At 40.8% G+C, this 14,270-nt stretch carries 12 protein-coding genes and 1 pseudogene; 6 read left to right on the top strand and 7 right to left on the bottom strand.

Features of this window, described 5'->3' with window-relative positions:
• Positions 1–2: 2 nt before the first annotated feature.
• The 3 genes from A7968_RS03750 to A7968_RS03740 are packed head-to-tail and all read right to left on the bottom strand — an operon-like array spanning position 3 to position 1,648.
• Entirely contained in the window at positions 3–800 is a 798-nt protein-coding gene (locus tag A7968_RS03750; RefSeq protein WP_064665214.1) for a class I SAM-dependent methyltransferase, read from the bottom strand.
• Positions 800–1,171: a hypothetical protein gene (locus A7968_RS03745; RefSeq protein WP_064665213.1), complete on the bottom strand. Its 372-nt coding sequence runs from the start codon at positions 1,169–1,171 to the stop codon at positions 800–802. Before A7968_RS03745 ends, A7968_RS03750 begins: the two co-directional genes overlap by 1 nt.
• Positions 1,172–1,228: 57 nt before the next feature.
• Positions 1,229–1,648, bottom strand: coding sequence for a DUF3429 domain-containing protein (locus tag A7968_RS03740; protein ID WP_064665212.1), 420 nt, complete (start codon positions 1,646–1,648; stop codon positions 1,229–1,231).
• A 240-nt stretch (positions 1,649–1,888) separates the two neighbouring features.
• On the opposite strand from A7968_RS03740, the gene ahpC reads away from it, so the two are divergent.
• The 3 genes from ahpC to A7968_RS03725 all read left to right on the top strand — a co-directional run bounded on the left by ahpC (position 1,889) and on the right by A7968_RS03725 (position 4,710).
• On the top strand, positions 1,889–2,458 hold the full coding sequence (ahpC, locus tag A7968_RS03735; RefSeq protein WP_064665211.1) for an alkyl hydroperoxide reductase subunit C: 570 nt from the start codon (positions 1,889–1,891) through the stop codon (positions 2,456–2,458).
• Between the two features lie 123 nt (positions 2,459–2,581).
• The gene (gene ahpF / locus A7968_RS03730; RefSeq protein ID WP_064665210.1) at positions 2,582–4,156 is read left to right on the top strand and encodes an alkyl hydroperoxide reductase subunit F; all 1,575 of its coding nucleotides are present in this window, start codon (positions 2,582–2,584) and stop codon (positions 4,154–4,156) included.
• 149 nt (positions 4,157–4,305) lie between these two features.
• Positions 4,306–4,710: a GFA family protein gene (locus A7968_RS03725; RefSeq protein WP_064665209.1), complete on the top strand. Its 405-nt coding sequence runs from the start codon at positions 4,306–4,308 to the stop codon at positions 4,708–4,710.
• A 7-nt stretch (positions 4,711–4,717) separates the two neighbouring features.
• Here the strand turns inward: A7968_RS03725 and A7968_RS03720 are convergent, their stop codons facing one another.
• Positions 4,718–5,188, bottom strand: a complete 471-nt coding sequence (locus A7968_RS03720; RefSeq protein WP_064665208.1) for a DM13 domain-containing protein — start codon at positions 5,186–5,188, stop codon at positions 4,718–4,720.
• Between the two features lie 561 nt (positions 5,189–5,749).
• Between A7968_RS03720 and A7968_RS03715 the strand changes: the two genes are divergently transcribed.
• Positions 5,750–7,375, top strand: coding sequence for a methyl-accepting chemotaxis protein (locus A7968_RS03715; protein ID WP_064665207.1), 1,626 nt, complete (start codon positions 5,750–5,752; stop codon positions 7,373–7,375).
• A gap of 115 nt (positions 7,376–7,490) precedes the next feature.
• Positions 7,491–8,042 carry a YdeI/OmpD-associated family protein gene (locus A7968_RS03710; RefSeq protein ID WP_225736695.1) on the top strand — a complete coding sequence of 184 codons (552 nt, stop codon included), beginning with the start codon at positions 7,491–7,493 and terminating at the stop codon, positions 8,040–8,042.
• Between the two features lie 60 nt (positions 8,043–8,102).
• On the opposite strand, the gene A7968_RS03705 is transcribed toward A7968_RS03710, so the two are convergent.
• Positions 8,103–10,310, bottom strand: coding sequence for a hypothetical protein (locus A7968_RS03705; RefSeq protein ID WP_064665206.1), 2,208 nt, complete (start codon positions 10,308–10,310; stop codon positions 8,103–8,105).
• 588 nt (positions 10,311–10,898) lie between these two features.
• Here A7968_RS03705 and A7968_RS03700 point away from each other — a divergent pair.
• Entirely contained in the window at positions 10,899–12,773 is a 1,875-nt protein-coding gene (locus A7968_RS03700; protein ID WP_064665205.1) for a methyl-accepting chemotaxis protein, read from the top strand.
• A 337-nt stretch (positions 12,774–13,110) separates the two neighbouring features.
• Here A7968_RS03700 and A7968_RS22825 read toward each other — a convergent pair.
• Positions 13,111–13,278, bottom strand: a pseudogene (locus tag A7968_RS22825) (transposase); the annotation flags it as partial.
• Positions 13,279–13,375: 97 nt separating this feature from the next.
• Positions 13,376–14,218, bottom strand: coding sequence for a patatin-like phospholipase family protein (locus A7968_RS03695; protein ID WP_064665204.1), 843 nt, complete (start codon positions 14,216–14,218; stop codon positions 13,376–13,378).
• Positions 14,219–14,270: the final 52 nt, after the last annotated feature.

The raw sequence follows: 14,270 nt of genomic DNA, 5'->3' as shown, positions 1-14,270 counted from the left end.
AGCTACTCCCGATGATTAAATTGTGCAAGCCAAGCTTGCCAGTCTGCCTCAAAGGCTAACATTTGTTGATGCTTTTTGGCTAATAAGTGTTTTTGTTTATCTTCTTCGCCGTGAAATGGGCCTACACGGCAAAGTGGGCAACTGTCTGCGGTTAGGTAGCTTGGTATGGTTAATTTGCTCTCTACCTCAGGCACGGTTTTAGGGCTGAAAACATAACTAATACCACTGGTGTCTTTAACGTGTTTATCACGGTCAACGTTACGAATTTTATAACCTGGAAATAGGCTAATATCAAATGGCATCTGACCAAGGTAATGTGAGGTTAAACCGTTATTTAAACTGCCTTCAATATTCCACTCGCGATAAGGCTTTACATCTTTAGACGTAATGTAGCAAAGCATAGGTCCATTGCTATCGAGGGCAAAGTCAGTGGCGTATTTAATAAATTGATGCAGTAACGCGCGGTTAAGTGTATTAATACTGGCCGTATTTTCTCGAAAAGCCGCTTGCCCAACAAATGCAGGGATAAGTGGAAATTGAAACACCACCACATCAAATAACTCACCGTTTAGACGTTGCCACGCTTGTGGATCCGTTACATCAAAGCTATTTAATACAGTTACATTGCTTGCCTTAAGTGCAGTTAACGCGTTATCAGTATATTTTTTGGTAAGTGTGGTTGCATCGTCATAGGTTGAAGCGACCAACTTGGTTGGTTTGATATCAGTTGCTAAAGCATAGGAAAACGATAAATCACCATCGCCTACCGTAAGGATCCGCCAATTAGGATTTAAATACATTATTCTGCAGGTGTTTTTTTTGCGTCATGCTCAACCAAACGGCAAAAAGCGAGGCGAGTTTTTAGTCCCTCAATGGCGATTTGTTTGATGATTAAATTGAAGCTGATTAATACCGCAACTGCAATATGAATTGGACCATGGGTAAAGCCTGCATTGGTGTCAAATAGCATCAAACCAAACAGTAAAAACAGCACGACTAGTGCAATTTCGAGCCATTGGTTGGAATAAAATGAAAGTCGACCTTCACCTTTGTGATCTTTTTTAATTTGAATCGCACAAAAAAAAGGGATCACTTTAATTTTGAAGTGAGCGTTTTTTTCAACGTAGTTTTCACCGAGTTGATCAAGCTGTTGGCGCAATTGGTCTATCATTGTTTATCCTCAAAAAGCAGAGCCCGGATGGTACATTAATACGTTTTAAAGGGCGAGTTAGTTAGGGTATAAACTAATACCAATCACAAAAACATGGCAAACGAACACCACTGACGTTAACACAAAGCGCATTTTTTGATAATCAGCATGGTAGCTCTGCCATTGCAGGGTGGCTTTTTCAAATAACAGGACTAGCCAAAAGCTAAGACCCAACCAAGCTAACATCCATTCGGTCGGTAAAAATGATAAGAAGGGGATAGGAATAACCGGTACGACTGCTTTTATTGCGTCACTATAACTTTGCGAACCTGCCCGCCATAAATTACCTGCCATAAAAGCCAATATTGCGATGCTATAAAAAGTGAAAAATTCTAAGTTTACGCTATTGCTGCCTAATAAAAGCGGCCAAGCAACACAGCCTAAAAAGGGCAGCAGACCTAGATAGCCAAGTTGAATGTGGTTAACAAATTTTTCCATAACAGCATGCCCTTGTTTGCATATTTTAAGCGCCGCTATTGTAGCAGCATTATGAACAACAAAGAAAATACGAATACTGTAATTAAATAGTTCAATCCTAAAAATCGATTGAATTAATCTAAACAATCAATTTTATTTAAGTTTCCTTTCGCCTTATTGTACTAATCAAGCCAACGCAGAAGGCCTTTAATAGGCTGTGTTGAGTAACTTAAATACTTTTATATATAAATGAGGAATACTATGAGCACTTCATTAATTAACACAAAAATCCAACCTTTTAACGCAACTGCATACCACAATGGTGACTTTGTAGAGCTATCTGAAAAAGATGTACTGGGCAAGTGGTCAATCTTCTTCTTTTACCCAGCAGATTTCACATTTGTGTGCCCTACGGAATTAGGTGATATTGCAGATCATTACGCACAGCTTCAAGAGATGGGCGTTGAAGTGTACTCAGTATCTACTGACACACACTTTACTCATAAAGCATGGCACGACACGTCAGACACAATCGGTAAAATCACTTACCCAATGATTGGCGATCCAACGGGTCGTATTACACGTAACTTCGGCGTGATGATTGAAGACGAAGGCCTTGCACTGCGTGGTACGTTTGTAATGAACCCGGAAGGCGAAATCAAAGTAATTGAAACGCACGACTTAGGCATTGGTCGTAGCGCCAAAGAGCTAGTTCGTAAAGTACAAGCAGCCCAGTACATTGCAACGCACGATGGTGAAGTATGTCCAGCTTCTTGGCAGCCAGGTGAAGACACACTTGCACCTTCACTTGACCTAGTTGGCAAAATTTAATTGCTAATCTGTAGCTTAGCTACATTAAGCGCGGCTTAAGTCGCGCTAACAACTCCCACCACGCGATTTTTAAGCACATTAGCATGTGGTGGGTTTTCTTTCGCTGAAAACAAGGGCGCAGCCATGTTAGATAACAACATTAAAAATCAATTAAAAAGCCATTTTGAATCGCTTACTCAACCTGTTGAGCTGCTTATCGCCTTGGATGACAGCAACAAATCAACAGAACTTGAAAACTTGGCTCACGATCTCGCATCGTTAAGCGATAAAATTACAGTATTGAACAACCCTGATATTGACGCTCGCCGTCCTTCTATGGTTGTACATTCCTCGTTAAAAGAGACCTATATCACTTTCGCCGGTGTACCAATGGGACATGAATTCACTAGTTTAGTGTTAGCCTTATTACATACCGGCGGCCACGCAAGCAAAGCGAAGGCAGAAGACATTGAACAAATACAATCACTAGAACAGCCCCTTAATTTTGAGATCTATATCAGTTTAAGCTGCCAAACTTGCCCGCAGGTTGTACAGGCACTCAATACTATGGCGGCTACTAATAGCCACATTAAAGCCACTATGATTGATGGTGCGTTATTTCAAGACGAAGTGGAACAACGCAATATTTTAGCTGTTCCAGCGGTATACCTAAACGGTGAACTATTTAGTCAAGGTGCATTGAGCCTGACTGACATTCTTAATAAGGTTGATGCAAAAGGGGCGGCACGCCAAGCCGCGTCACTCAGTGAAAAAGAGCAATTTGATATGCTGGTTGTAGGTGGTGGGCCCGCAGGCGCATCGGCGGCAATTTATTCAGCGCGCAAGGGGCTTAATACAGGCATTGTTGCCGATAGATTTGGTGGCCAAGTTGCAGATACCTTAGCAATTGAAAACTTTATTTCTGTGCAAGCTACGCAAGGGCCAAAACTGGTCGCTCAACTTGAAGAGCATGTTAAAGAATACGACGTAGATGTGATGCATAACCAACGCGCGGCTTCTCTTCAGCGTGCTAATAATGGTTATGAAATTACACTTGAAAATGGTGCGACGCTTAAAGCTAAGACGTTAGTCCTTGCTACGGGCGCACGCTGGCGTGAAATGAACGTACCGGGTGAGCAACAATACCGAGGCCATGGTGTGGCGTATTGCCCGCACTGTGATGGGCCATTATTCAAAGGTAAGGCTGTTGCTGTTATTGGTGGCGGTAACTCGGGGATTGAGGCCGCTATTGATTTAGCAAACATTGTTGAACACGTTACGGTACTTGAGTTTGCTGATACCTTGCGTGCCGATGAAGTACTTATTCGTAAAGCTAATAGCTTAAAAAATATTACTATTATTAAGAATGCACAGACGACAGCAGTGTTAGGTGATGGTAAGCGAGTAACTGGACTGACTTACACTGACCGTGTAACGGGCGATAGCAAAGAGCTAACGCTGGCAGGTATCTTTGTGCAAATCGGCTTGATCCCAAATACCGAATGGTTAAAAGGCGCTGAGCTTGAGCTTAGTCAATTTGGTGAAATTTTAGTGGACGCCAAAGGCGCAACTTCGTTACCCGGGGTTTATGGTGCAGGTGATGCGACAAACACGCCATTTAAACAAATCATCATCGCCATGGGCAGTGGTGCAACAGCAAGCCTTGGGGCATTTGATTATTTAATTCGCCACAGTGAGCAAACCACAGAGGCTGCATAAAACTCTTGATTTAACAGTCTAAGTCTATGTTTTAACAGCCATACACCCATGACTGTTATTCTCCAAAGTCGCCCTCTCCAAAGGCGACTTTTTTTGTGCTTTGGCATAGGCATTTATGCTATATTCTAAAAAAATAATTGGGGAAATTTATGTACCAAGGAAGTTGTTTGTGTAAAAAAATAGCGATTCAAATTGATGGTTCAATCGACAGTATTATCCATTGCCATTGTTCGCTATGCCGTAAATCCAGCGGTACTGCATTTGCCACTAACGGGTTTATTAATCGCGCTGATTTTAAAGTCGTTAAGGGCCAAGATAATTTAACGGCATTTGAATTTAAGCCAGGGCGTATTCGTCATTTTTGTAGTGCCTGCGGCAGCCCCGTCTTCAGTGAAAACCTAGATGATATATCACGCTTAAGGTTAAGGCTGGGTATTCTTGATAGCGATATTACTGAGCGGCCAATTAGTCATAACTTTGTTAGTTCAAAGGCTAATTGGGAGTTGTTAAACAGTGATTTACCCCAGTATGATGGATTTGAACCAAGCCGATAATTAACCTTTATTGGTATTGTGCTGCGCTGATAAACTCATTGAAACTTTCGCACCAGACAATCACAGTATTAAAGTCAGCAATATTGATCCCTTGTGGCACTGTGACTATAAAACCATCAAAGGTTTTTATACTTGCCACACGTGTCATAGTGCCTTTATAAGCTAAAAAGTCAGTTTCGTTATCAATAAAACGATTGGCCAAATACAATTGATAATCAGGGCCTGGGCTTAATGTACCTGCAAAAGAAATGGTGCTATTAGTCAAGCGAACTTCACCAATGCCATAATGGAAGCTATCGGAGCCTGCTAATTCCTCTTTAAACTCACCTTTGTATAATGCTTGCTGGGCATGGTTTGCGAGCTCTAACTGGCTGGGGCCATCAGGTGCCGTTAAGATTGGCAGAGTATATATGCCCGCAGCAAAGCCAAAGACAAAAATTATTAAATAGGTACATGTGCGGATCAATATTTGAATCATGCTATCACCCTTATTCTAAAATAAATACTTTATGCGTTGCTAACAGCCATTGTCTTTGTTTGTCACCAAAGTAGTATTGATAACGTAACGCAAATAGCCTATTTTTGGATCTTGAGTAAACTTGCCTCTAACTCCTTTATAATCTAGCTCACCATTAACAGTAAATCCATTGCGCTTTAGTGCATTATAGTTAGAGCAACGTTATTTTTGTGAAGCTATTAAGGGGTTAAATTTTTTCAACATTGATATTACAAAGTAAAAGCGAGAGCGAACAACGCTGGATATAGTGATTACTAGGTGAAGTGGTGATACGTGGTCGAGTTAAGTAAAGATTAACGATTACACCAGTTGTAATGCGTTAAGCTAAAAGCGGTAAATAAGCGATTAATTCGAACAACCATGGACCAGAAAAATTTATAATGTTTTGATGTGCCTAAAGTAAGTACATCCAGTGTAGTAAAGTGATAAATTTAATTATTGCAAAAAAGATTACAAAATAACGAGAAGCTTGCAAATTAAGTATTATACTTTAATTTTTAGAGGTGTCGTTATTGGAATACTATGTTAAATAATTACTTGGTTCGTACTCGTTTGATTGTGTTAGCACTTTTACCCGTAATAATATTTACGATTACAGCGATATTTTCGATTAACACTATGGGTGGATTAGTTAAAGGAATTGATGATTTATACGATAATCGCATCGTACCGTTGAAGCAGATAAAAACGGTGTCTGATAACTATGCCGTTAATATTGTTGATTTACTTCACAAGTACAGGGCTGGCACGGTAAATCAAACAGCGTTGCTGGCTGCTGTGCAAGAGGCTAAAAATACCGCCGACAAAGAATGGAGTGATTACCTTAGTACGGAATTAACCAACGAAGAAAAAGACTTAACGGCGACTGTTGAACAAAAGCTGATCCCCGTTCAAGAGCACCTTAAAAGCGTATTAAATAAAATTCGTAGTGGGACGTTTAATTCACTGTCACAAGAACAGTTTGTAACTGACTTATATAATGTTTTTGATCCGCTAAGTGCAAGTTACCAATCTTTAATTGACTTGCAACTGACAGAAGCTAATAGCTTTAAAAAACATGCAGATGAAAATTATGAGGTTGTAAGCCTAGTAATGAAAGTAGCGGTTGCGGTACTCATTTTATTACTGCTGTTCATTTCCTATGTGATCTATCGGTCAATTCAAACTCCTTTGATGTCTTTGCGAGACACGATTGCACTTATTGCTGATAATGCCGATTTACGGATCCGGGCTGACGTACAAGGCAATGATGAATTGGCTGAAACGGCAAGTAATTTTAACCATATGCTGTCGCGTATTCACACCTTAGTGACGGATGTATCAGGGGCTACATTAACCCTATCCTCAGCCGCTGAGGAAATGAATTCAATAAGTGAACAAGTCGCCAGTACCGCTACAGAGCAAGAACAACAATCAGCCATGATTGCTACTGCAATTACGCAAATGAGTAGTGCTATTGAGCAAGTCGCGCAAAATGCATTTGCAACTTCAGATAAAGCGACTAATGCAGATCATAAAGCACAGCAAGGGCAACAGGCTGTTGCAGATAATATTGAGTCAATTCAAACCTTGTCTAAGTTAGTTAATGCGAATACCCAATTAATAACTGATCTTAATACGCAAACGAACGATATTAATCAGGTGGTAATGATGATCCAAGGTGTTGCTGAGCAAACTAATTTGTTGGCACTGAATGCCGCAATAGAGGCTGCCAGAGCGGGGGATTCTGGCCGTGGTTTTGCTGTGGTTGCAGATGAAGTAAGGCAGCTTGCGCACAATACCCAAAAGGCTACGGCGAGCATCAATGAAATGATCAGTAAGTTACAGGGCATGGCCCAGCAAGCAGTGAGCGCAATGGGCAATGCTGAAAGTAGTGCTCAAGAAAGTGTTGAACACGCGCAATACTCTTCGCAAGTACTGACTGAAATAAACCAAGAAGTAACCGAAATTGCCGAAATGAATACGCAAGTTTCAACTGCAACGCAAGAGCAAAAAATGGTTGCCAATGAGTTAAGCAGTAATATTAACGAGTTTAGTGCCAGTATTGCCTCAGTGAGTGAAAGCTCACAGCAAAATGCACAAGCATCACAAGAATTAGCGATGCTTGCAGCAACACTGCAGCAGCAAGTAAGTGAGTTTAAAATATAGCCAACGGGAACTTTCTATAATCCTATTCCAGCATCAAGATTGAATGGAAATTCATAAAATTAAGGGGTACAGTTGTAATTCGGTGTCGCAAGCTCTGACAGATTAACGTTTTAGTATGAAAGATATGACCAACGAACACAGCAAAGCACAATTTACGGCTCAGCCACTGAAACCTAATACAGGTCAATCATGGGCCTTTGTGGTGCTGCCTCAAGCAGTAAGCGCAGTGCTGGCCAGACGCGGCCGTATAACAGTCATAGCAACTATCAACGGCTATGCTTTTGAAGCCTTGTTAGAGCCAGATGGTAAGAAAAGTCACTGGCTACGCATTGATAAGGAACAACTTGAGTTATCTGGTGCGGTGATCGGGGCGGATGCACTATTTGAAGTTGTTGCTGTAGATAAAGAACCTGAGCCTGAAGTACCCGCTGATCTTGCTAATGCATTGCAGGCATCAAGTGAAGCTCAAACTACATGGCATGCGACAACCACAATTGCTCGCTTAGATTGGATCCATTGGATCACGTCAGCTAAGCAACAAAAAACGCGAACAAAACGCATTAATGATGCATGTAATATGCTAGCGTCGGGTAAAAAGAGAGTCTGTTGTTTTGACTCTTCAGGTTTTTACAGTAAGGCGTTTAGTGCACCTCAAGCTGCTGATTAAGCTTAAAATTGTAACGAAAAAGAGCGGCTAATGCCGCCGCTCTTTTAATTGTGCACTAAACTAATGCCCGCGTCTGGGTAATTGACGAGGCAGTTGACGCATTTGCTGCTGACGCTGAAAACCCTGTTGACGGGCGCGGTTGGCATTATTAAGCTGCTGCATACGTTGGTTTGACAATGAGCGAGCAAAGTCCTGCGATTGCCTATTTTGTAACGTCGAGCGGGCCTTATCACGGTCAATGGTACTCACTCTATTTTGTAATTGCTGGCGGTCAATATTGCTGGCTTTATCTTTGATTTGCTGCTGCTGGATGCTATCAAGTTCTTGCCATTGATTTTGACTGCGTTGTCGCCATTTATCACCGTCGAGTTTTAAAACATTACCTTGTTTATCAGCGAACAGATTATTTTTAGCATCGCGATTGCTGCGGGCGGTTTTGAAGTCACGCTTAACTTGCGCAGGTGCTGCATTACGCTTGATGTTATCGCCACGTTTGTACAAGTTATTGGTGCGATTGTTACTGCCAATGTTGATATTATTCCGATTGCCAATATTCACTTTATTACCGATATTGATATCACCGGTGTTGATCACCACAGGACCGCGGTAGCCACCACCGTACCAACCTGAACAACAGTAAATACCTGGACGAGCACCACTAGGGAAACCGGCATTCCAACCAATACCAACGCTAAAGAAGCCATTGCTCCAACTTAAACCAAAGTTCCAACCGGTCCAAGGGTTGTAACCGACATTAAAGCCCCATGTTGGTGGGCGCGGGTAGTAATACCCGCCGCCCCAATACGGTGGGTAATACCAACCAGTGCCATACACAGGCACACCATAATAAGGGTATGACCACATGTAACCTGGATAATAACCCACGTAGACGACTTCTGGGGTTGATTCGTAAATATCGACGTAAGTCACATTGTAGACAGGCGAGCTTGGTGGGATTTTTGCAATCTCGTCTTTAGGGATTTCATCGGCCACTTTCCAAGGGCCTTTCGGGGAATCTGCTTTAAACCACACCGCGTTATCAACTGCATAGTATTTTTTGTCTACCAATAGCACTTGTGCACCGGTGTTTACAGCATAAGCGACTTGGGTGCCAGGGATTTTTTCAAACTTAGGTTCGCCATCGTAAGTCACTGTTAAACTAGTATCTTTACGGCTAATGGCTGCTGTTTGTGGAATATGTGCATCGAGCACTGCTTCATTCGCTTCTTCGGTGCCCGCGACTGACACTCGTAGCCCTGCCAAATCAGACTCAGGTGGAATATTGGCAAAACTGCTTGGTAACTCATCGGCTCTAACAAAGGTCCAAGGCCCGGTTTGTTTTTTAGCGCGATACCAACGTCCTGAAAGCAGCACATACATATTGCTGGTTTTAAGCTCACGTAACCACGGTGTTTCGGTATTATTTACGTACATCAGCTCGCCACCAGTGAGGCTTTTCCAGTTAGCGGTGCCATCGGTTACGATGAGTTCTGTAGGCTCGGTCGCAACAACTATCTGTGGTGCAACTTGGCTTACTGGCGCATCATCTTCTGGTTTGGGAACCATTTTAACGAGATCAGCAGGCGGTGTTTTCGTTTCAGTATACGGGCCCATCACACCTTTAGCTTGATACCAAGTATGGCCGCTGGTGAGATAGACGGTTTTTGATTTAGTGTCACGCACCACCGTCATTGGTGTATTTAAAGCGCGCTCGTAAGGGCTGTTTTCAATTGCACTGAATTTAGGTTTACCGTCAAAGCTCAAAAGTACAGCAAGCTTATCGGCAAAGAGAATCTTTGGCGGGTCATTTTTAAGCTCAGATAAACTTTTTTCTGCGGCTTCGGCACTTTCTAGACTTGCCGTGAGTTGCGATAGTGAGGTAACAAATTGTACTTCTTTGAGCGCGTTGTTAACGGCGAAGGTAAAGCGTTGCTCGCCGGCGTCTTTTGAATCAGGCCAGCGCACTTTAGTAACATCTATATTATGCACTGTTGCGCTGTCGTTGCTGCGATCGGTATCAATTTTGGCATTAAACCAAAAAACCCCAAAAATTGGATCGCTATCTTTTAATTTGAATGACATAGCAGATCGCGCGGTAAGCGTGTTGCCTTTGAGTGTCTCGGGCTGTGGTTGGTAAACCACAATCGTGCCTTCTGAGGTATCCACTTCTTGAGGCCATTCAACAGCAACGCTATTGAGAGAGAAAAGGCAGGTGGTCAAGGCGATAAAATACACACAAGCATTTTTGGCCTTAGTAAAAGCATTCATACAGGTTTCCTTACTAACTGTTGATGTAGTTACTATGCCAGTATAGGTTATTATTGAACAGAAAAAGTTCAATGGATGAATTATTAGCTTTTCCTTCTTGAATGAAAGCCTACCTAGAAAAGATATTGAGTTTATAAATTTTTTAGTATTAAAGTTAGACCCTGAAAAAGGGCCAATCATTGATTTGGATCAATATTTAATAAAGTTATGGGTTTAATATTAGACTGAATCTAAATTTTATCTAAGATTCTTTTTTCTTGTGGGTGAAACCTTGCTTCAAATTAACTCATGGCACCGTAGCTGCGATTAATGGGAAACGATTAAAAGTTCATTTAATCAGCTAAAAGCTAAAACAAGTTTTAGAAAAGGCATGCTTGCAAACACAAGAAAGCAATGCGCTGTACATTACATTGAAAAGCTATTGAATTTATAGTTTTTGCCATGCTCTTGCGCTGCACTAGTTAGTGCGATAATGAAGGTTGTCTATTAATCCATATTTTGTGGAGATACTTCAGTATTAAGTCAGATTGAATATTTATCAGCATAGTTAATGGGCTGAGTATATTAATAATAATAAGGTTGTAAATAATGCAATTTATAAAAAATTTATCAATAAGTAGTAAATTAACCTGCGGATTTATGTGCATTTTGTTATTCACAATTGCAGTGGCCATTGCTGGGCAGCAAGGATTGTCTGGGCTGATGTCACGCAGTGAAAAGGTGGTACTATCTGAGGAGCTTAATGACAGGCTATTAAAAATGAAAGTCGCGAGAATGGAGTATATACAAAGTGGCGAAAGCTATAAAATGAAGGAACTACAACAAAAAGCGACAGTATTTGGTAGCTTTCTGAATACAGGTAAATTGATTTTCGAAGGTAACGATGTACAAGAATTAGTGACAAGTGTCGAAAACTCGTTAAAACAGTACAGTCAAATACTTGAGCAATTTTCTGTACTCGATACAGAGCGATCACAAAACACGACTAACATTCATAACAACACAGATAATATAATATCTGATTTTATATCAATAATTAGTGAGTTAGACTCAAAGCAACAAAATAAAAAAGTGGTTAATGCGTCTTTTTTATTGAATCAATACAGAGATATTTCAGCTGAGCTAACAGCAAACATGTTACAAGTAAAGGTATTAGAACTAAACCCAATAATGGGAAAACTAAGTAGTGTTATCACAGAGGCACAATCACTTAATTCTGAGGTGCTTTTAAAACATCTTGGTGATTTTAAGCAATACATGGATAATTATCATGCCACCACAACAAAAATATTGGCTAAAGAAGATGCATTGATTAAACACGCAACAGATATGGATAATCAAATTGATGCACTAACTGCTTTACAATCAAAAAAGGCGGCGGAAGATCGAAACCACATTGAGTTGATATTATTTATTGTGACAGCTATTGCTATTATCATGGGTATTTTACTTGCGTGGTGGATAAAACATTTAATTGTACCAACACTTCAGGAAGCGGTTGCAGTGGCTGGGCAGATATCACAAGGGAATTTAACTCAACGTATCAGCACTGACCGTAAAGATGAAATTGGCCAACTTTATAATAGTATTGGCAATATGAGTGTGCGATTAAATGAGCTCATGAGTACCACGATTGATAGTGTAAATCATATGAATAGCGCCACGTATCAGTTAGAAAATTTAGCTAAGAAGAGCGCTAAAAGTATGCAAGAACAGTATCAAGAAACAGATCTTGTTGCAACGGCTGTAAACGAAATGACTACTACCGTAAACGAAGTAACAAGAAACGCAGAGTCGGCAGCGTTATCAACATGCACAGCAGCAAGCGTTGTTTCGCAGGGTAGTCAAATGATTGCAGATGCAGTATCAGAAATAAATATACTTGCAGGGGAGTTAAATATAACCGCTGAAGCTATGGAGCAATTAAAGAAACAAACAGATAGTGTTGGTCAAATTTTAGAAGTTATAAAAGCCGTTGCAGAACAAACAAATTTACTTGCATTAAATGCTGCAATAGAAGCAGCCAGAGCGGGTGAAGCAGGAAGAGGATTTGCGGTTGTAGCTGATGAAGTAAGAAGTCTGGCAAGCAGAACTCAAAAATCAGCAACGGAAATAGAGCAGTTAATATTAACGCTTCAGTCAGGTGCGGATAGTTCGTTAAGTATGATGCGTAAAAGTCGTGATAAATCTGAAGAAAATGCAAATAATGCTAAAAAAGTGTTGGAGGTTTTTTCTGAGATAACTTTGATTGTTAATGACGTTGAAAGTATGAGTCAGCAAATTGCTACAGCGGCAGAAGAGCAGAGTCAGGTCTCTGAGGAAATTAACCGGAGTATAATTAAAGTTCGTGATTTAGCTGAGGAAACTTCTCATAGTGCATCTCAATCAACACTTGCGATAGAAAATTTAAGTGGATTAAGTCTGCAACTGAAAAAATCGACGGATATGTTTCAGGTTAGATAATGGTTGTAACGAGTCAATACCCATAGAGTAGAAGTTAATAGAGTGTAACTAAATTTAGAGTAATTTATCACCCATGTTCGATAGTGTAGATTAGACTTGAGCCAATTTACACTATCGAATGGATAGAATTTCAAAGAAATTCCCCGTTTTGGATAATATTTCATTTTGTGTAGGTATATAAATATTCACGTAAAGTGTACTTAGAGTTTTATAGAACACAGTTGAAAACAATTGTTCAAAAGAGTGAATTCTATGGTGATATTGATATAACGTACTATCACACCATAGTATTTTTCATGTTCTATGCTACGGGCTGTTGATTTTTGTAGTTCATTTATCAATCAGAGCACATTGGTAGCCACATCATAGTAAATACTAAAGCGGGCATTGAGTGATAATTTCGCTCAAGCTTTTCATATCGTGTGGCTCTCCCTCTATATTGCTTAATACGGGCAAATGCATTCTCAACCAAGTGCCGATATTTGTACATGCACCAGTCAATATCTTCATGCTGCTTATTTTTAATACAGCAAAGATCAGTACGCCCTAGAACAATCCGATATAAATATCTGCTTAATGGTTTTGTGAATAAAAGAAACAGATTAAACGTGCATGTTTTTTAAGTATTGCGCTGCTGCTGTAACACCCATTTCATAACCTGCGCTGAGCTTTTGATAGTTTTTGGTGGTACGCCCCACTTTAAAATCAGCGGGTGGTGCAATGATATTGATTTTACACTCAGCAGGGGGGCTGTGGATAAAGTCGATACTGGCATTGTAGTTATCAGCACGTGCTATGGAGGCACGCGCAAGAGCAGGGTGATCTTTATAAAGCCTTTCAGTAAGCCAAGGTGCCTTGCTGGGTTTTTTGCGATAACCCAGTGGCTGCGATAACACCACGGTGATTTGTTCGGCTCCCATTTCATAAGCTTTACGTACGGGAATTGAATCTGCAACACCGCCGTCGGTCATAGCCATGCCATCAATTTTAGGGTAATCACGGTAAGCAATAGGAATTGCGCAGGAGGCTTTAAGCTGTTGTTCCATCTGCTCAGGTGTTGCTTTTAGATACTGCGCCGTTGCGGTGTTGATATCTGTTGCTACAATAAAAAACTCACTGTGCTGTTTAGCAAATTCGGCTAAATCTAGTCTAATTTCCGCCATTGTAGTTTGCCATAGCCAATCTAAATCAAACAAGTGACCGCCACGTATAAAACGCGTTAAATTGATAAATTCAGGGCGACAAGAATAGTCAGTGATCACTGCATGATTACGTTTATGTTGGCCACATAAATAGGCAGCAATATTGGTTGCTCCCGCAGATACTCCAAAGCACTGGTTAAATGGCTGATATTGAGCTGTTAAAAACGCATCGAGTACACCAGTGGCAAAAATGCCGCGCATCGCGCCACCTTCCACTACTAAAGCATGGTTTAACTGAGCCATGTTCACTCCTTTATTTTTTTATCCATGCTAACAATTTTAAACGTGATCTGCG

Origin of the sequence: Pseudoalteromonas prydzensis, from assembly GCF_001661495.1 — a bacterium.
Classification (GTDB): Bacteria; Pseudomonadota; Gammaproteobacteria; order Enterobacterales; family Alteromonadaceae; genus Pseudoalteromonas; species Pseudoalteromonas prydzensis.
Note: the sequence above shows the minus strand (reverse complement) of the source record. Positions and strands in the feature narration are given on the sequence as shown.

Excerpts from the sequence above, each read along its gene's own strand:
- A7968_RS03750 (WP_064665214.1), bottom strand. The coding sequence starts at position 800 with ATGTATTTAAATCCTAATTGGCGGATCCTTACGGTAGGCGATGGTGAT.
- A7968_RS03745 (WP_064665213.1), bottom strand. The coding sequence starts at position 1,171 with ATGATAGACCAATTGCGCCAACAGCTTGATCAACTCGGTGAAAACTAC.
- A7968_RS03740 (WP_064665212.1), bottom strand. The coding sequence starts at position 1,648 with ATGGAAAAATTTGTTAACCACATTCAACTTGGCTATCTAGGTCTGCTG.
- ahpC (WP_064665211.1), top strand. The coding sequence starts at position 1,889 with ATGAGCACTTCATTAATTAACACAAAAATCCAACCTTTTAACGCAACT.
- ahpF (WP_064665210.1), top strand. The coding sequence starts at position 2,582 with ATGTTAGATAACAACATTAAAAATCAATTAAAAAGCCATTTTGAATCG.
- A7968_RS03725 (WP_064665209.1), top strand. The coding sequence starts at position 4,306 with ATGTACCAAGGAAGTTGTTTGTGTAAAAAAATAGCGATTCAAATTGAT.
- A7968_RS03720 (WP_064665208.1), bottom strand. The coding sequence starts at position 5,188 with ATGATTCAAATATTGATCCGCACATGTACCTATTTAATAATTTTTGTC.
- A7968_RS03715 (WP_064665207.1), top strand. The coding sequence starts at position 5,750 with ATGTTAAATAATTACTTGGTTCGTACTCGTTTGATTGTGTTAGCACTT.
- A7968_RS03710 (WP_225736695.1), top strand. The coding sequence starts at position 7,491 with ATGAAAGATATGACCAACGAACACAGCAAAGCACAATTTACGGCTCAG.
- A7968_RS03705 (WP_064665206.1), bottom strand. The coding sequence starts at position 10,310 with ATGAATGCTTTTACTAAGGCCAAAAATGCTTGTGTGTATTTTATCGCC.
- A7968_RS03700 (WP_064665205.1), top strand. The coding sequence starts at position 10,899 with ATGCAATTTATAAAAAATTTATCAATAAGTAGTAAATTAACCTGCGGA.
- A7968_RS03695 (WP_064665204.1), bottom strand. The coding sequence starts at position 14,218 with ATGGCTCAGTTAAACCATGCTTTAGTAGTGGAAGGTGGCGCGATGCGC.